This is a genomic window from Ectothiorhodospiraceae bacterium BW-2 (assembly GCA_008375315.1).
GTDB lineage: Bacteria > Pseudomonadota > Gammaproteobacteria > Thiohalomonadales > Thiohalomonadaceae > BW-2.
Genome location: CP032507.1, coordinates 2,944,641 through 2,960,613, shown reverse-complemented (window position 1 = coordinate 2,960,613; position 15,973 = coordinate 2,944,641). Strand labels below are relative to the sequence as shown.

Sequence of the window (15,973 nt, the reverse complement as noted above, 5' to 3'; positions counted from 1 at the left end):
ACGGCTCTCCATCCGCCGTTCGACCCACTTTTCGATCTGCTGCGGCAGCCGCAGTAGCTGTTTACCGTAACTGTAGAGAATATCAAGATCGTGCGCCCGTTTAATAATCGCCGGCGTGAGCGGTAATCACCCAAATATATTTTATTGACAATTTCACTCATCTTCGTGTGCATTTTCTTCTGCAATTCTCTCAAGCAAGGCTTTCAAATCAAATCCTGTTCGGTTCTTTACATAGTCCCACGCATTACCCCCCAATGGTACTCTCCGCCAATGCCTTTATAGAGGGTTTCTAGTGTCTCTTGCATTCCTTTTGCCTGCGTCCGATTTGGATAGTAGAACATTACTCGTATAGGCTTAAATCTTGCTGCCGAAATCACCTGTGTCTGTGAGATTGGATGTACTTTCTAGCCTTGATAGTGCCTTTAGTGTCGGCTCCCATCATTACCCATTAGGTGTCGTTGACCATCTCAATCAAGCGAGAGAGCTTGGCGGGGTCTTGTATCTTGTTCTGGGCTTTGGTGAATATCTGCCCCAGCATTCCCTTGCCGGTGCCAAGTTCTCTCAGCAGGGTGATGTAGTGACTTTCCAGTTCCGCGCCTTTTTTCAGGCGCAGGCTCTCCCAGTTGTACTGCTCGGGTATCCCCACATCACGGCTATGGGGTGGCTTGCTGTACTCGTCGGCCATTTTGAGGAAGATGAGGTAGGTAAGCTGCTCCAGGTAGTCACCATAACCCACCCCGTCATCACGCAGGGTGATGCAGAAACTCCAGACTTTGGAGACGATTGCGGAAGCTGTCAAGTAATTTGAGACCAGTTGTTAAAAAAATAAAGCTCTAAATCTAGCCGGTGATTGCCACTGCCCTCACCGGCAAATTTCGCCTATGTTGAGTCATGACGCAACAAGGAGCGAACATGACCCTCATGGCCCTTTGCCGCAAGAGCCAAGCCCTTCAGCAAGGGGGAGCTGCAAGGCGAACTGCAACCCCTAATCTAGGAACCTCCCTCCTGCACCGCGTTACCCACAGCCCGCCCCCCTACGATAATAAGGGGGTCTCCGGGGGGCGGGCTATGGATAACGCTCTGTCATTCAGCCACCACAACCGGCTAAAGCCATCGACGATAGACCCACTAGCGGCACCGTCACTCATCTCTCCTTCGCTCTATTCAGGGTTGGATAGTTGACCTCCAGCGACCCCACCCCCTCCTCCGGTAGAGCGGGGTTAATCCATACCTCAGTAGGGGGTTGCTTAACCTTGGGCTCACCATGAATAAAGCGTTTCGGATGCTGCTGATAGGCCTGCTTCAGCGCCTGTTCACGCTGCTCGCTAACCTCCTTGTAACGACCGGTAAATACCTGCTCTGGAGTGAACCACGCAATCCCTCGATGGTGGTGGTGGAAACAGTACCAGTCAACATAGTCACTAAACCATATTCTGGCATGGTCAACTCCTGTAAATCGTTGAGGATAATCGGGTTGTTGCTTGAGTGTTTTAAATTGACTCTCGCTAAACGGATTGTCGTTACTGACTCGTGGACGGCTGTGGGAGCAGGTGATCCCCAGTTCGGCCATCAAGTCGAGATAGCCTCTGGCGGTCATCGGCACACCTCTATCCTGATGCAGTGTTAAGCCACTGAGCGCGACCCGATAGCGAGCCGCTGCGTCACTGATTAACAGCTTGGAGAGCTCACTATTCTCCTTCCTTGAGACCATCCAAGCCACAATAAAACGGCTGTAGAGATCCATCACCACATAGAGATTCAAGAAGTTACCCTGCTCTGTGGTGGGAAGCTTAGTGATATCCCATGTCCAAACCTCATTCGGGCGGGTCGCCCGTAATCGGGGGATAGCGTGTGATTTGGCCGGTTTTTGAGCTCGCCGCTCTCCCGTCTGTTGATTAGCACGAAGGATCCGATACATCGTACTGATTGAACAGTAATATTTCCCTTCATCCAGCAGGCTAGCATAGATCTCTGCCGGAGGTTGGTCATAGAATCGTTCGCTGTTCAAAAGCCCCAGAACGGCTTGCCTCTCTGCCTCACTCAGCGCATTGGCTGCGACGGGTCTTGGAAGGCTCGCTCGGGGGGAGACAACCGGAGCCTGTCGGCGGTAGTAGCCTGCACGCGAGAGCGCTAGGCTATCGCAAGCGGCTCTTATGCTCACCGAACTGGGGCACTCTTTTTCAACTAATCTCATAAGCTTATCTCTGTGTTCATCTGCTCCAATAAGCTGAAGGCTTTTTTTTGGAGCGCAATCACCCCTTCGGTCTGCTGTAACCGTTGGCTAAGACGCTGAATTTCCTTCTTTAAACGCTCTATCTCCTTATCTCGCTTGTCTAGGCTCGGTTTGCGACCACTCTGTTTCCCTTTCAGGCCAGCCTGCCCCTGTGCTTGCAGTTGTCGGCGCCATTTGGTCAGATGGGAGCTGTAGATCTGCTCTTTGCGCAGCAGCTCGCCTAGCTGACCCGGCTCCTTGCACTGCTCTGCTTCTGCTAGGATCCGAAGCTTCTCTTCCTCACTAAATTTGCGGTAGGAGCGCTTCTCTTCATCGGGGTCGGTAACCTCGTTGGAGGGTAAAACGGTAGTATCTTTGGGCATCGTGTATCTCCTCTGTTGCCCCCCTGATTCTACATTCATTTCTCATCAGGGGTGGTCTCAGGGTATCTTGACACTCAGGGATTGTATCGGCGTTCATGTTTGACCTTTTGCCTCTAAATAGTGGCTAGTTCCGGTTGCGATGAAATAACAATGATATTTAATATCAATGACATATATTTTGTTGATGCTATCATTGCAGTTAAAATGAAATAAGGTTAAGCCCAATGGGGAATGTACCTCGCATATTTACGGGAGTCGGGAGCGCCCGGGTCGAGCTTGATGAGCTTCTGCTCAACCGCTGCCGAAATAATTTGGGAAACCGAGTGTAACCTTACGCCACCATAGCGTGACGGCCTCGGAGCCGGCCTGATAGACTTAAACAGAGGGAGGGGGAGGCAGTAGGCTCGGTATCGCCACTCTCAATCTGCGCCTCGCCCCACTGTTTGAGCTGCGCCATCAGCGGTAGTGAGTGCTGCTGATGGTAAGCCAGCCGCTCTGCCGGGGTGTACTTCTCCTTCTTGCAGTGAGCATCGTGGTGCCACACCGGGTCGTAGAGCGCTAACACCCACGGGACTTTATCCGGATGCAGCTCTGCCACATCCACAAACCCCCGCCTACAGTGGCTGTTGCAGAATGTATCGTGTCGCTGTGTTTCATCCAGCACCGTAGGCAGATTGCGACTGAGCGCATCGCACATGATAGTGGGTTTGGCTAACCCGGAATGGCGCAGACGCAGAATCTCATCGATCAACTCTCCGGCATGGCCAATATCGGTCTGGTAGAGCACGATTTGTTGGCCACTCTCCAGTGTCGCGATTAAGCCGGAAGTGAAAGTACCGCTGCGGGGTTTAAGTTGACCGCTCCTTCTGTCAGGCTTCAGAATCGTGCCCTGATTCAAAATCCGGTTGGGTGTGTCATCCAGATGGTGCCATTTTACCAAATTTGAGAGGAGTTGGCGTAGTTGTTGTGCCTTAATCGCACTTATCGGCTCTGCTGGGCGAGGCAACCCCGGTATTTGCCTTTGGAGAGGCGCTTGGTCATCAGCCAGTAACCATTGTTCTCATAGACCAGCAGGCGAATCATCGTTTTGGAGCGGTTGATAAAGGTGAATACGGTGCCTGAGCGCGGCTGTTGGCCGAGTTGGTGTTGGCACAGCGCGACAAAGCCGTCGATGCCACGGCGAAAATCAGCCGGTGCTGTCGCTATCATCACCGGAGTCTGTTCTGTGAGGTAGATCATGAGTTAGCTCCCATCTGGCTGAGCAGGGGCAGTAGTTGCCGCCATTGTTCCGGTGATAACTCACCCTCCACACTCAATGGTCGACCGGTAGTGGTTTCGGTCGTCCATTTGAGAGCCAAAAGAGGTTCGCTAGTCGGCTCTGACGGTTCAAGCGCGATGAATCCCGGGATGGTGTTGTTCTCCTCCCAGCTCTTCTTCCAGCTACTGAGTTGACGGTAATTGATGCGCAGCGCTTTGAGTATGTGGCTCACCGGGTAGTGGCCTATTAACGCTACGGTTTGTTGTTGCAGCGCCTCGGGAATTCGGCTTCGCGCGCTCTTTTCCGGGTTCTCCCGCCAATCTTTAAAGGCCTGTGATACGGCTGCTAGGGTGGGGTTCAGCATCTCTGTTCTCCTCTGTGGTTCATCAGGGGAGTAGTGAAACAAATTTTTCGGGGCTTTTTACGCTATGGTGGCGTAAGGTTACGGATGAGTCTCAACGAAAAAAAGGGCAGCGAGGACGGTTAAAGCGTTCTAAATCCAGAAACTTACTGGAACATCTGTTGGCGTACGAGGAGGATGTCCTGCGCTTCATGGTGGAGCTTGAAGTGCCGTTTACTAACAATCAGGGAGAGCGCGATCTGCGTATGAGCAAGGTTCAGCAGAAAATCTCTGGATGTTTCCGCTCAAAGGAGGGAGCTATGATGTTTGCCAGAATTCGCAGCTACCTCTCTACCTGCCAGAAGAATGGGGTATCCCCAGCTAAGGCTTTGCGACTGCTCTACAATGGAAAGTGGCCAGAGTTTATGGAAATTCACCCCTGAATAGTTACTCGGCAATCAGTCCATAGGTTATGTTAGAACATTAGGTTAAATTGGCTAAGCCATAAAGGCTCGCCAAAATACCCGCTGTGACTACCAGTCGTCAGAGGAGGATGAAAAGGTATCATCAAAACCGGAGATATCGCTGCCACTATCGCTATCGCTATCACTAAAGCTGCTATCGAAACCGTAAGGATTCCCCTCAATATCAACGCTACCTACACCATCAACCATCGGTAGGCCATTAGCTGGGTTAATCTCTATCCCGCTATCGTTTATCACTGTTTCGTCCGACATATAATCGTCACTCTCCATCGCGGCAAAGGCCACAGCAGCGGTCACCCCGGTGACAGCCGCCGCTGTCGTTGCCGTGGTGCTGCTATGGTGCTCATCATCTGCCCGAAGCCGCTTTACCGGATGTGCTCTACCCGGTTTAGCTGAGGCGTAGCCGTAGCGCGTTGCCATAGCCTCACGCAGGTATTTAATCACAATAGCTAGCATGACAATAATAATCAGCAGCCCGAATAGAATCGTATTTTCACTCACTTTTTTACTCCGTTACTGTTTATCCGATAGCCTATACAACGATAGATGAATACCTGTTCTCAACCAAGGTATAATATCCTAAATCCTCCATGCGTCATAGCCTGCCCTAACTCAACTAACCAAACAGCCCCAACCAGCGCTTACGATTCTCCTGCTGCAAGCGCCTTAATAGCTGACTAAACTCCACCCGACTCTGGAGCTGTAGAGTCAGCGCTAGCGGTTTAAGCTCTGTTAGCTGCGCCTCTAGCTGATTGCCCTCCCCTGCGGCAAACAGAATTTGGTTCGCCTTGCCCGGTACCGATAGCGCTAAGGCATTGTGGCCAAAAAAGGCGTTGAGCTGCTCCTTGAGCCACATAAGCGCCGAGCGCTGCTCGATCCAGACATTCATCGCCACCACCGCTTCCGGCCTTGCCACTTGGTGAAGATAGGCAAAAAAGTCGCTCTCGGCCACCGCACTCGCCAACCCCTGTTCACTGAAGGCATCGACCAAAATCAGATCGTAGTGCGCTTTAGGTCGATGACGGCGCTGATAACGGCGAATATCCTCTTGATAGAGAGTTAGCTGCGGCTCATCGGGGAGCATAAAGTAGCTCTGTGCGAGCCTGACCACGGCTGGACGCAGCTCGACGATATCGATCTCTTTAGCACGACAGTAGTTCACCAAATAGCGCACCAGCGTTCCGCCGCCTAAGCCTATCACCAGTACCCGTTTCGGTTCGGGACAGAAGAGTAGCGCGGTCAACATCGCCCGAATATAGCTCAAATAGGGGTAGTCGGGATCGTGCAGTAGCATCGAGCTCTGTACCGGCGGGGAGCCGAAGTGGAGTGAGCGCTCAATACCGTTATCGACCACCTCCAGCACCCCATAGCGATCTTGCCCACAATAGATCAACTCACCGCCATACCGCTTTGCCATGTCGGCTCTCCCTTAAAACCCCTAAAAGATTGCCCAATGATTGTTCATTCCAATCTAGTTAATAAACATAAACGATTTTACCTATGAAAAAAGCGCCCCTATACTAGCCCCATAGATTGAGCAGACACCTTAACATCTCAAATTCCTTTAACCTAAACGACAGGAGAAATTTATGTCACACAAAGAGGGTCAAGCCGTTCCACAGGTCACATTTAAGCAGATTTGTGATGGCCAGTTAACCGATGTTAGCTCCGATGAGCTGTTTAAGGGGCGTACCGTGGTGGTATTTAGCCTCCCCGGTGCCTACACCCCTACCTGCTCCTCCAGCCATCTGCCGCGTTACAACGAGTTAGCGGCGGCGCTGCACAGCAACGGCGTCGATGAGATTGTCTGTCTATCGGTTAACGACGCCTTCGTCATGCACGCCTGGGGCAAGGATCAGCAGGCCGAAAATGTCACCCTGCTCGCCGATGGTAACGGCGAGTTCTCTGACGGAATGGGAATGCTGGTTGATAAAAGCGCCCTCGGTTTCGGTAAACGCTCCTGGCGCTACTCGATGCTGGTCAAAGATGGCATCGTTGAGAAGATGTTTGTCGAGCCGAACGAGCCGGGCGATCCCTTTAAGGTCTCCGATGCCGATACAATGCTGGCCTATATTAACCCCAACGCCGATAAACCGGCCGATATCGCTATCTTTACTAAGCCCGGCTGCCCCTTCTGCGCCAAGGCCAAAGAGATGCTACGCGAGCGTGGTAAAGATTTTGAGGAGATTGTGCTCGGTAGTGATACCAGTGAGCGGGCGGTACGGGCGATCACAGCTCGCAATACCGTACCGCAGATCTTCATTAATGGCCAACATATCGGCGGTTCGGACGATTTAGCCAACTATCTTGGCTAAATGCCATTCTGTCCTGTTTTTTGCTCTTAACTCCCTCCCCTAGCTAGGGGAGGGACTCCGATCAGCCACTCTTTAGCCTAGCCCCCCTGCACCACAATCTGCAGCATCCGCCGCAGCGGCTCTGCCGCTCCCCATAGTAACTGATCCCCTACGGTAAAAGCGGAGAGGTACTCCGGCCCCATACTCAGTTTACGCATCCTACCGACAGGCACGGTTAGCGTACCGGTCACCGCAGCGGGAGTTAGCTGCCGCATGGAGAGCTCTTTATCGTTCGGCACCACGCTCACCCAATCGTTATGGGCGGCGATTAACTGCTCTACCTCACTTAACGGCACATCCTGCTTGAGCTTGATCGTGAGCGCCTGAGAGTGGCTACGCATCGCGCCGACCCGAACACAGAGCCCATCAATCGGCACTGGCCTGTCGCTACGACCCAAAATTTTATTGGTCTCGACCTCCGCCTTCCACTCCTCACGACTCTGGCCACTCGGTAGTTGTGAGTCGAGCCACGGAATTAGCGAACCGGCCAAAGGAACCGGCCACTGCTGTAGCGGATAGTCATCAGAGCGAATAAACTCCGCGACTTGGCGATCAATATCGAGAATGGCGCTGGCCGGATCGTTGAGTTTATCGGCCACATTGGCGTGAATCGCCCCCATCTGGCTAATCAACTCGCGCATATTGCGAGCACCCGCCCCAGAGGCGGCCTGATAGGTCATCGGGGTAACCCACTCAATGAGATCCTGTTCAAACAGGCCGCCAATGGCCATTAACATGAGACTAACGGTACAGTTACCGCCAATATAGCTCTTAACCCCCTCACTCATACCGCGATCAATCACGGCTCGATTGACTGGATCGAGGATGATAATCGCCTCATCTCTCATCCGCAGTGTCGAGGCGGCATCGATCCAGTAGCCACTCCAGCCGCTCTCTCGTAGCGGTTGATAGACCTTTTCGGTATAGTCTCCCCCTTGGCAGGTGACGATAGCGTCCATCTGCTGTAGCTCGCTAATCTCATTGGCATCTTTTAGCGGGGCGACAGGTTGGCCAATGTCGGGGCCGGCCTGACCCACCTGGGAAGTGGTAAAAAATATCGGCTCAAATGAGGCAAAATCACCCTCCTGCTGTAGTCGCTGCATCAGCACCGAACCGACCATGCCACGCCAGCCAATGAGGCCCACTTTTTTCATATTTATCTCCTGAAAGTTGCTTCTACAATGTGTCTAATGTGCGGCCAATTGCCGCAGCTGCTCACAGACCGCCTCGCCCATCTGGGTCGTCGAGATCGGCTCACACCCCGGTGCCATAATATCGGCAGTGCGTTTGCCACTATCGAGCACCTGTCGGGTCGCCTGCTCAATTTTAGCGCAGAGATCGCTACGATTGAGACTATATTTAACCAACATAGCGACCGAGAGGATGGTCGCGAGTGGATTAGCGATATTTTTGCCGGCGATATCGGGCGCTGAGCCGTGAATCGGCTCATACATCCCCTTGCTGTTCGCATCGAGTGAGGCTGAGGGGAGCATCCCAATCGAACCGGTGAGCATCGCGGCACAATCTGACAGAATATCGCCAAACATATTGGTAGTGACCATGACATCGAACTGTTTTGGTGCCCGCACTAGCTGCATGGCGGCGTTATCGACATAGAGATGGCTAAGTTCGATGTCAGGATAACGCTTCGCCTCCTCACTCACCACTTCGCGCCATAGCTCGGTACACTCCAACACATTGGCCTTATCGACCGAGCAGATCTTTTTATTGCGCTTCATGGCAATCTCAAAGGCGACTTTGGCGATACGGCGAATCTCATGTTCGCTATAGACTAGCGTGTTGTAGCCCTGCCTCTCACCGCTATCGAGGTGGCGCACCCCCCGTGGCTGACCAAAGTAGATCCCCCCCGTTAGTTCGCGCACAATCATGATATCGAGTCCAGAGACTATCTCATTTTTGAGGGTCGAGGCGTCGGCTAACTGCGGGTAGAGAATCGCTGGACGCAGATTGGCAAACAGCCCTAGCTCTGCTCGCAGCCCGAGTAATCCCCTCTCTGGTCGCACCGCGATTGGCAGCGACTCCCACTGATACCCCCCTACCGCACCTAAGAGTACCGCATCGGCCTCTTGCGCTAGCTTTAGGGTCGAGTCGGGCAGGGGGTGGCCGGCGATATCATAGGCGGTACCGCCGACCGGTGCCTCTTCGGTCTCAAGGTTAAGACCATACTCCTGCTGCAGTACCTGCAGCACCTTGACCGCTTCAGCGACAATCTCCTGGCCGATACCGTCACCGGGCAGGATGGCAATTTTATGACTCATTTTTGCTCCAAGTAGTTCAAACTATATTCGGGCGACTTAACCAAATAGCCACGGTGCTTGCTGCTGCCTTTTTGCCTCATAGGCGGCGATCTCCTCTCGGTGCTGTAGCGTTAAGCCGATATCGTCTAGCCCCTCTAGCAGAGACTGTTTTCGAAACGGATCGATCTCAAAGGGAAAGGTAACGCCAGCGGATGCGATTAGCTGCTGCGCCTTTAGATCGACCACCAGCCGATACCCCACCTCCGCCTCACACTGCCAAAAGAGCTGCGTTACCTGCTCTGGCGTTAACACGAGCGGCAAGATACCATTTTTAAAGCAGTTGTTAAAAAAGATATCGGCAAAGCTTGGGGCAATAACCACCCGAAAACCGTAATCTAATAGCGCCCATGGGGCGTGTTCGCGTGACGAACCACAGCCGAAGTTCTCCCGCGTCAGCAGCACGGTCGCCCCTTGGTAGCGCGGCTGATTGAGAACAAAGTCGGGATTAAGCGGGCGCGAGTGACTCTCCCTCCCCGGCTCGCCGTGGTCGAGATAGCGCCACTCATCAAACAGATTAGGGCCAAAGCCGCTGCGCTGAATCGACTTTAAAAACTGCTTCGGAATAATCGCATCGGTATCGACATTACTGCGATCTAACGGTGCGACCAAGCCGGTAAAGGGGTGTGGAAATTTATCCATGAGTTATCTCCCGAAAATCGATAAAGTGGCCACGAATAGCAGCGGCGGCGGCCATCGCCGGACTCACAAGATGGGTGCGTCCCCCCTGCCCCTGTCGCCCCTCAAAATTACGATTTGAGGTCGAAGCGCAGCGCTCCCCAGGTTCGAGTCTATCGGCATTCATCGCCAGACACATAGAGCAGCCAGGCTCACGCCACTGAAAACCGGCCTCAATAAAGACTCTATCGAGCCCCTCCGCCTCCGCCTGCTGTTTGACCAACCCCGACCCGGGCACCACCAGCGCCTGCTTAACCGATGCGGCGACTTGATAACCTTTAGCGACTGCCGCGGCCTCGCGCAGATCTTCGATACGGGAGTTCGTACAGGAGCCGATAAAGACTCTATCGACGGCAATATCACGCATAGGGGTGCCTGCCGTTAACCCCATGTAGGCTAATGCACGCCGCATCCCCTCGGCTCGAACGCTATCGGCCTCAGCGGTCGGATCGGGCACGGTTTGGTCGATGGCCACCACCATTTCGGGGGAGGTTCCCCAAGTGAGCTGCGGTTTTAGGGCGGTGGCATCGATAACTAGCTCCCGATCAAACACAGCCCCCTCATCGGAGTGGAGCTGCCGCCAAGCGGTGACGGCGCGATCCCATAGCGCCCCTTTGGGGGCATAGGGGCGATCACGGAAGTAGTCGATACTCTTCTCATCGACCGCCACCATGCCGGCGCGGGCACCGGCCTCAATCGCCATGTTACAGAGGGTCATTCGGCCCTCAATCGATAGCTCCTCAATCGCACGACCGGCAAACTCAATCGCATAACCGGTCCCCCCGGCGGTGCCAGTGACGCCAATAATGGCCAACACGATATCTTTAGCGCCCACCCCCTCCGGCACCGGCCCATCGACCCGAATGCGCATATTTTTCATCTTGCGCTGTACCAGACACTGCGTAGCCAACACATGCTCCACCTCAGAGGTCCCTATTCCGTGCGCTAGCGCTCCAAAAGCGCCATGGGTCGAGGTATGAGAGTCGCCACACACCACACTCATCCCAGGGAGTGTCGCCCCCTGCTCAGGGCCGATGACATGAACAATCCCTTGGCGAATATCCTCCATCGCAAAGCGGGTGATGCCAAACTCACGACAGTTGCGCTCTAGGGTATCGAGCTGAAGTTTGGCGATAGGATCACTCACCCCCAAGGAGCGATCTGTCGTCGGCACATTGTGATCGGGTACGGCTAAGACCGACTCGGTACGCCAAGGCCGCCGTCCTGCTAGACGCAAACCCTCAAACGCCTGTGGTGAGGTCACTTCGTGCACCAGATGGCGATCGATATAGAGCAGTGAGGTGCCATCGGCTTCAGTTCGCACCAGATGGTCATCCCATAACTTATCGTAGAGTGTTTTGGCTTGCATGGTCAGCTCCGCTAATTTGTAACAGTTGGAGCCGCATAGTCTATGCGATCAGGCCTCGTTGCATCAAACGCAACTTGCCATCAGGCGCGATTAACAGGAAACAGCCCCCCCTAGCGGGAGGGAGGGGATGGGGAAGGTAGCTTACTGCTCCTTGATCTGACAGGTATTGATCCCTAGGAGTGGATAAAGGGCACAAAAGCCGATCGCTCCGGTCGCTAGCGGCACCACCCCAATCCAGGCCCAAATCGGCCCACCCATCAGCGCCCAGCCGATAAGCGCGGCACCCGCCACAATCCGTACTCCCCGATCAATCCCACCAACATTCATCTTCATACTGCACCTCATTTACTCATCAACAATCAACTACCGCCTAATAGTGCTTTAAAAGGGATAGTTCAACGGTTAACGGCTCCAATTTTTTTCGATTGCCACATAAACAACGCTAACGAGACAAAAAAATTGCTCCGCACCACTGGTGCCTATGGGCTAGCTGATCTATGATGCCCCCTTTCACTATATGTTTATATAGCGATACACGAACCGAGATTAAGGAGAGAAGTATGGCGCGGGTTACCGTGGAGGATTGTTTAAAGTATGTCGATAACCGTTTTCAATTGGTGCTGGTCGCGGCCAGACGCGCTCGCCAATTGAGCAATGGTGCCGATACCGATCTGCCGTGGGAGAACGACAAGGCGACGGTAATGGCGCTGCGGGAGATAGCCGCTAACAAAATTGACGCCGCCAGCTATAGTGCCCCGCCACGGCGCAGAACCTTTGCCGATCCCACCGGATAGCTCGCTCTACCGGCCCTTTTGCCATGTTTATGATGAGCGACCTCTGCGATCTGTTAGAGAGCTATCTGCCCAAAGAGCAGGTAACAGAGGTCTATCAAGCCTACCTATTTGGTGCCGAAGCTCATGAGGGGCAGCGCCGAGTCAGTGGTGAGCCCTATATCTACCATCCACTTGCCGTTGCCCGAATTTTAGCCGAGCTACGGCTCGACTATCAGACGGTTATCGCCGGTATCTTGCACGATGTGATTGAAGATACCCCCACAGCGAGAGATAAGCTGGTAGAGGACTTTGGTGAGGAGGTCGCCTACCTTGTTGATGGCGTTAGCAAACTAAACAATATTCAGTCACACTCTAAGCTAGAGGCGCAGGCGAAAAATTTTCGCAAAATGGTGCTAGCGATGGTAAAAGATGTTCGAGTCATCATTATCAAACTTGCCGATAGGCTGCACAATATGCGTACTCTTTCGGTGATGCGTCCCGACAAACGGCGTCGTATCGCGGTAGAGACGCTGGAGATATATGCCCCGATAGCCCTTAGACTCGGCATTAACCAAATTCGGCTTGAGCTAGAGACCTTAGGTTTCGCCGCCTACCACCCCCGCCGCTATGAGATACTAGAGCAGGTGCTGCGGCGCGTCTGCGGTAACCGCCGTCCGCTGTTCAAGAAGATTATCTCCGCGATTGAGGAGCGACTGCAACAGGAGGGGCTAGAGGCGACGGTCATCGGTCGTGACAAACATCTCTACAGCATCTATCGGAAGATGCGTGATAAGCATTGCTCCTTTAAAGAGGTGACCGATCTATTCGGGGTTCGGATTATTGTCACGAATGTCGATGCCTGCTATCGTGCCTTAGGGATCATTCACAATCTGTTTAAGCCGGTACCGGGAAAATTTAAAGACTATATCGCTATTCCTAAAATTAACGGCTATCAGTCGCTACACACTTCGTTGCAGAGCAGCTACGGTTTCCCGATTAATGTACAGATTAGAACCGAAGAGATGGAGCGGGAGGCCGAGTACGGTATCGTCTCCCACTGGCTCTATAAATCGGGAGAGCAGGCGATTCACGCCACCGAATCGCGGGTGCGGGAGTGGATGCAGAAGCTGTTGGAGATGCAGCAGAACGCCGGTGATCCGCAGGAGTTTCTCGAAAATGTCAAACTCGATCTCTTTCCCGATCAGGTCTATCTCTTTACCCCCAAAGGGGAGATTACGGTTCTACCACGGGGGGCGACTGTGGTCGATTTTGCCTATAGCGTCCATACTGGGGTAGGCGATCACTGTATCGCTGCTCGTATCGATGGCCGCCCCGCCCCGCTCCATCTCTCGCTCCATAATGGACAACGGGTAGAGATTATTACCGATCCTAAAGCTCACCCCAACCCCTCATGGCTTCAGTTTGTCGCCACGGCCAAGGCGCGGTCTAGTATTCGCAACTATCTGAAGAACATTCAACGCCATGAGGCGATTCAACTAGGTTGGCGGCTGCTCGACTCAGCCCTAAAAGCGATGCACCATAGCCTAAAAGAGTTAGAGCAGGCTCAATTAATCGAGCCTCGTCTCTCTAAATGGCAGCTCAACCAGAGCGAACAGCTCTTTGCCGAAATCGGCTTTGGCAATCATCTAGCGCCGCTTATCGCCAAAGAGCTGCTACAGCGGGAGGGGGAGTCGGGAGGATCTGAACCTGCTAAGTCTGAACTTGACTCTGAGCTGCTCACGCCACCCTCTGCTGATACCAAAAGCGCTCTCGCGATTCACGGCACTGAGGGGAGCATTGTAACCTACGCAAAATGTTGTCGTCCGATCCCGGGTGATCCTATCTTCGGCTACCTTACTTCGGGGCGTGGCGTGGTGATCCATACCTGTCAGTGCAATAATCTGGCCACCTACCAAAAACATCCGCAAAAGTGGGTCGATGTGACTTGGGATTCGGTTGCCGGTTCGCTATTTCTGACTGATCTGCGCGTGAGTGTCACTAATAAGCGTGGTGTCTTAGCCACCGTTGCCGCTACCATTTCGGCCTTAGGGATTAATATCGACAATATTAATATCGACAAGAGTGACGGCGTTACGGCTACAATGAATCTAACGCTAGCGGTTCATGGCCGCGAGGAGCTAGCCGCTGTCATGCGGCGCCTGCGTCGAGTCGATAATATCTTGAAGATTAGCCGTGGCAGTTAATCTCCCCCTCAGGATCATATTATAGTATTGCTAACTAGACTGGAGATGAGGATGAAAGAAGTTATCTACACCGACAAAGCGCCACAGGCCATCGGTACTTACTCCCAAGCGGTGCGTTGCGGCAGTACGGTCTATCTGTCGGGGCAGATTCCGCTGGTTCCGGCAACTATGACGCTAAACAGCGGTGACATTGAGGCTCAAATTCGCCAAGTCTTTGATAACCTAGCGGCGGTTACTGAAGCGGCGGGCGGTTCGCTACAAGATATCGCGAAACTGACTATCTTTCTTACCGATTTAGGCCACTTTACGCTAGTGAACCAAGTGATGGCCGACTATTTTACCGAGCCCTATCCGGCGCGGGCGGCCATCGGGGTTGCTTCGCTGCCTAAGGGGGCGCAGGTAGAGATGGATGGGGTGATGGAGTTGTCATTGTAGTTGGCGTTGGAGATCAAGGAGGATTTTCCCGATAGGCCCATTCAGTTACCAAAGGAGGTGTGCGAATGAGGGTCACGCGAATTCTGAACGCAAAACGCCCGAATAAGGGCAAAGTCGCCGCATTGCGCGAGCAGGCGCGTCGGCTTGGCTAAGTGCGTACCGAGGTCTGGCAGAGGTTTGGGTCTGTCGGTGGCGTGGGTCTCTCGGATCGCCAGATTGGTGATGGCTGGCTGAAGGAAGGTCGCGCCATTCGGTTCATAAGGTTGTTGATAAAGCCGCCGTGATTGCGGCAAAAGACCTCACCGCCCCGATATCGGGCATTTACTGTTTCGACGGGGTTGTGTTACAGGCAGACCAGAACGCTGCACGAAATGTGCTGGCACGGTTGTCCGACCCTGAAAAACTGCCATGAGCAACTTTGCGTAGGTTTTTAGGAACAGTTATAGTCGTGATCGTGGTCATAGCGCAGCACAGCGCTATTGAGCAATGGAGCTGATCGGCAACCCCGCCGCCTTCCACTCAGGATACCCATCTTCTAGCCGTCGTGCTTGCAGGCCGTGCGCACGCAGCCGCTCCACTGCGCTGTAGGCGAGTACGCAATAGGGGCCACGACAGTAGGCGACAATCTCCCGCTCAGGGTTGAAGCTCGACCACAATCGCTCTAGTTCATCAAGCGGGACATTGACGGCACCCGGTAGGTGGCCAGCGGCAAACTCCTCCGGCGGTCGGACATCTAGTACGGTCACCAACCCTTCGCGCACTCGCTGTAGTAGCTCTTTAGCTGGGATCGGTTCTAGCTCATCTTTGGTTTTTAGGTAGCTATTGACTAGTCTATCGACTTCGGCCAAATTGCGCTCGGCGACTCGCCGCAACACTCGCATTAGCTCAATAATATCTCTGTCGGCTAGGCGGTAATAGACATGCAGCCCCTCTTTTCGAGTCGCGACTAGGCCCGCTTGGCGTAGGTGTTGCAAGTGCTGCGAGGCGTTGGCCACGCTTAAACCGCCGAGTCGTGCTAGACTCTCTACATTGTATTCACACTGCGCTAAAAATTCGAGAATTTCGAGCCGGTGACTATTACCCAGCGCTTTGCCAATACGGGCAAACTGACCGAAAATATCTTGCTTAAAGTTGGTGTTTGCCATGCGTAAAACCTTGCTCTACTCT

The 15,973-nt window shown here is 53.4% G+C and carries 17 protein-coding genes and 5 pseudogenes; 6 read left to right on the top strand and 16 right to left on the bottom strand.

What is annotated here, in order from left to right; translation table 11 throughout:
- Nucleotides 1-153: 153 nt before the first annotated feature.
- The 8 genes and pseudogenes from D5085_14145 to D5085_14110 form a co-directional block, all read right to left on the bottom strand.
- Nucleotides 154-341 (bottom strand): annotated as a pseudogene (locus D5085_14145) (ApaLI family restriction endonuclease).
- Between the two features lie 110 nt (nt 342-451).
- A pseudogene (locus D5085_14140) lies at nt 452-799 on the bottom strand (SAM-dependent DNA methyltransferase).
- Between the two features lie 345 nt (nt 800-1,144).
- Nucleotides 1,145-2,194: an IS3 family transposase gene (locus D5085_14135; protein QEP44158.1), complete on the bottom strand. Its 1,050-nt coding sequence runs from the start codon at nt 2,192-2,194 to the stop codon at nt 1,145-1,147.
- The gene (locus D5085_14130) at nt 2,191-2,634 is read right to left on the bottom strand and encodes a hypothetical protein (GenBank protein QEP44157.1); all 444 of its coding nucleotides are present in this window, start codon (nt 2,632-2,634) and stop codon (nt 2,191-2,193) included. The genes D5085_14135 and D5085_14130 overlap by 4 nt, the downstream gene beginning before the upstream one ends.
- 176 nt (nt 2,635-2,810) lie before the next feature.
- Nucleotides 2,811-2,921: pseudogene (locus D5085_14125) on the bottom strand (carbon storage regulator CsrA).
- 5 nt (nt 2,922-2,926) lie between these two features.
- Nucleotides 2,927-3,643, bottom strand: a complete 717-nt coding sequence (locus D5085_14120) for a hypothetical protein (protein QEP44156.1) — start codon at nt 3,641-3,643, stop codon at nt 2,927-2,929.
- Entirely contained in the window at nt 3,577-3,834 is a 258-nt protein-coding gene (locus D5085_14115; GenBank protein ID QEP44155.1) for a transposase, read from the bottom strand. Before D5085_14115 ends, D5085_14120 begins: the two co-directional genes overlap by 67 nt.
- The gene (locus D5085_14110; protein ID QEP44154.1) at nt 3,831-4,217 is read right to left on the bottom strand and encodes a helix-turn-helix domain-containing protein; all 387 of its coding nucleotides are present in this window, start codon (nt 4,215-4,217) and stop codon (nt 3,831-3,833) included. The genes D5085_14115 and D5085_14110 overlap by 4 nt, the downstream gene beginning before the upstream one ends.
- Before the next feature lie 83 nt (nt 4,218-4,300).
- On the opposite strand from D5085_14110, the pseudogene D5085_14105 reads away from it, so the two are divergent.
- Nucleotides 4,301-4,636: pseudogene (locus D5085_14105) on the top strand (IS66 family transposase).
- Between the two features lie 90 nt (nt 4,637-4,726).
- Here D5085_14105 and D5085_14100 read toward each other — a convergent pair.
- The gene (locus D5085_14100; GenBank protein ID QEP44153.1) at nt 4,727-5,179 is read right to left on the bottom strand and encodes a hypothetical protein; all 453 of its coding nucleotides are present in this window, start codon (nt 5,177-5,179) and stop codon (nt 4,727-4,729) included.
- A 115-nt stretch (nt 5,180-5,294) separates the two neighbouring features.
- Nucleotides 5,295-6,095 (bottom strand): hypothetical protein, encoded by an 801-nt coding sequence (locus D5085_14095; GenBank protein ID QEP44152.1) that lies wholly within the window; start codon nt 6,093-6,095, stop codon nt 5,295-5,297.
- Nucleotides 6,096-6,267: 172 nt separating this feature from the next.
- Here D5085_14095 and D5085_14090 point away from each other — a divergent pair, with 172 nt between their 5' ends.
- Nucleotides 6,268-6,993: a glutathione peroxidase gene (locus D5085_14090; GenBank protein ID QEP44151.1), complete on the top strand. Its 726-nt coding sequence runs from the start codon at nt 6,268-6,270 to the stop codon at nt 6,991-6,993.
- 77 nt (nt 6,994-7,070) lie between these two features.
- On the opposite strand, the gene asd is transcribed toward D5085_14090, so the two are convergent.
- The 5 genes from asd to D5085_14065 form a co-directional block, all read right to left on the bottom strand.
- Nucleotides 7,071-8,186 carry an aspartate-semialdehyde dehydrogenase gene (asd, locus tag D5085_14085; protein QEP44150.1) on the bottom strand — a complete coding sequence of 372 codons (1,116 nt, stop codon included), beginning with the start codon at nt 8,184-8,186 and terminating at the stop codon, nt 7,071-7,073.
- Between the two features lie 33 nt (nt 8,187-8,219).
- Entirely contained in the window at nt 8,220-9,311 is a 1,092-nt protein-coding gene (gene leuB / locus D5085_14080; protein ID QEP44149.1) for a 3-isopropylmalate dehydrogenase, read from the bottom strand.
- A gap of 36 nt (nt 9,312-9,347) precedes the next feature.
- Nucleotides 9,348-9,989 (bottom strand): 3-isopropylmalate dehydratase small subunit, encoded by a 642-nt coding sequence (leuD, locus tag D5085_14075; GenBank protein QEP44148.1) that lies wholly within the window; start codon nt 9,987-9,989, stop codon nt 9,348-9,350.
- Nucleotides 9,982-11,394, bottom strand: a complete 1,413-nt coding sequence (gene leuC / locus D5085_14070; GenBank protein ID QEP44147.1) for a 3-isopropylmalate dehydratase large subunit — start codon at nt 11,392-11,394, stop codon at nt 9,982-9,984. Before leuC ends, leuD begins: the two co-directional genes overlap by 8 nt.
- A 141-nt stretch (nt 11,395-11,535) precedes the next feature.
- Nucleotides 11,536-11,727, bottom strand: coding sequence for a DUF2892 domain-containing protein (locus tag D5085_14065; protein QEP44146.1), 192 nt, complete (start codon nt 11,725-11,727; stop codon nt 11,536-11,538).
- Between the two features lie 227 nt (nt 11,728-11,954).
- Here D5085_14065 and D5085_14060 point away from each other — a divergent pair, with 227 nt between their 5' ends.
- The 4 genes and pseudogenes from D5085_14060 (at nt 11,955) to D5085_14045 (ending at nt 15,054) form a co-directional block, all read left to right on the top strand.
- Nucleotides 11,955-12,188, top strand: a complete 234-nt coding sequence (locus D5085_14060) for a DNA-directed RNA polymerase subunit omega (GenBank protein QEP44145.1) — start codon at nt 11,955-11,957, stop codon at nt 12,186-12,188.
- Between the two features lie 29 nt (nt 12,189-12,217).
- Nucleotides 12,218-14,371: a bifunctional (p)ppGpp synthetase/guanosine-3',5'-bis(diphosphate) 3'-pyrophosphohydrolase gene (locus D5085_14055; protein QEP45172.1), complete on the top strand. Its 2,154-nt coding sequence runs from the start codon at nt 12,218-12,220 to the stop codon at nt 14,369-14,371.
- Nucleotides 14,372-14,416: 45 nt separating this feature from the next.
- Nucleotides 14,417-14,806, top strand: a complete 390-nt coding sequence (locus D5085_14050; GenBank protein QEP44144.1) for a RidA family protein — start codon at nt 14,417-14,419, stop codon at nt 14,804-14,806.
- Between the two features lie 65 nt (nt 14,807-14,871).
- Nucleotides 14,872-15,054, top strand: a pseudogene (locus tag D5085_14045) (transposase).
- Between the two features lie 228 nt (nt 15,055-15,282).
- Here D5085_14045 and D5085_14040 read toward each other — a convergent pair.
- Nucleotides 15,283-15,951, bottom strand: a complete 669-nt coding sequence (locus D5085_14040; protein QEP44143.1) for an ArsR family transcriptional regulator — start codon at nt 15,949-15,951, stop codon at nt 15,283-15,285.
- Between the last annotated feature and the right edge of the window lie 22 nt (nt 15,952-15,973).

Coding starts and splice junctions, on each gene's coding strand:
- D5085_14040 (QEP44143.1), bottom strand. CDS start 15,951: ATGGCAAACACCAACTTTAAGCAAGATATTTTCGGTCAGTTTGCCCGT.
- D5085_14095 (QEP44152.1), bottom strand. CDS start 6,095: ATGGCAAAGCGGTATGGCGGTGAGTTGATCTATTGTGGGCAAGATCGC.
- D5085_14065 (QEP44146.1), bottom strand. CDS start 11,727: ATGAAGATGAATGTTGGTGGGATTGATCGGGGAGTACGGATTGTGGCG.
- D5085_14110 (QEP44154.1), bottom strand. CDS start 4,217: ATGCTGAACCCCACCCTAGCAGCCGTATCACAGGCCTTTAAAGATTGG.
- D5085_14090 (QEP44151.1), top strand. CDS start 6,268: ATGTCACACAAAGAGGGTCAAGCCGTTCCACAGGTCACATTTAAGCAG.
- leuC (QEP44147.1), bottom strand. CDS start 11,394: ATGCAAGCCAAAACACTCTACGATAAGTTATGGGATGACCATCTGGTG.
- D5085_14130 (QEP44157.1), bottom strand. CDS start 2,634: ATGAATGTAGAATCAGGGGGGCAACAGAGGAGATACACGATGCCCAAA.
- leuD (QEP44148.1), bottom strand. CDS start 9,989: ATGGATAAATTTCCACACCCCTTTACCGGCTTGGTCGCACCGTTAGAT.
- D5085_14050 (QEP44144.1), top strand. CDS start 14,417: ATGAGGATGAAAGAAGTTATCTACACCGACAAAGCGCCACAGGCCATC.
- D5085_14060 (QEP44145.1), top strand. CDS start 11,955: ATGGCGCGGGTTACCGTGGAGGATTGTTTAAAGTATGTCGATAACCGT.
- leuB (QEP44149.1), bottom strand. CDS start 9,311: ATGAGTCATAAAATTGCCATCCTGCCCGGTGACGGTATCGGCCAGGAG.
- asd (QEP44150.1), bottom strand. CDS start 8,186: ATGAAAAAAGTGGGCCTCATTGGCTGGCGTGGCATGGTCGGTTCGGTG.
- D5085_14115 (QEP44155.1), bottom strand. CDS start 3,834: ATGATCTACCTCACAGAACAGACTCCGGTGATGATAGCGACAGCACCG.
- D5085_14055 (QEP45172.1), top strand. CDS start 12,218: ATGATGAGCGACCTCTGCGATCTGTTAGAGAGCTATCTGCCCAAAGAG.
- D5085_14135 (QEP44158.1), bottom strand. CDS start 2,194: ATGAGATTAGTTGAAAAAGAGTGCCCCAGTTCGGTGAGCATAAGAGCC.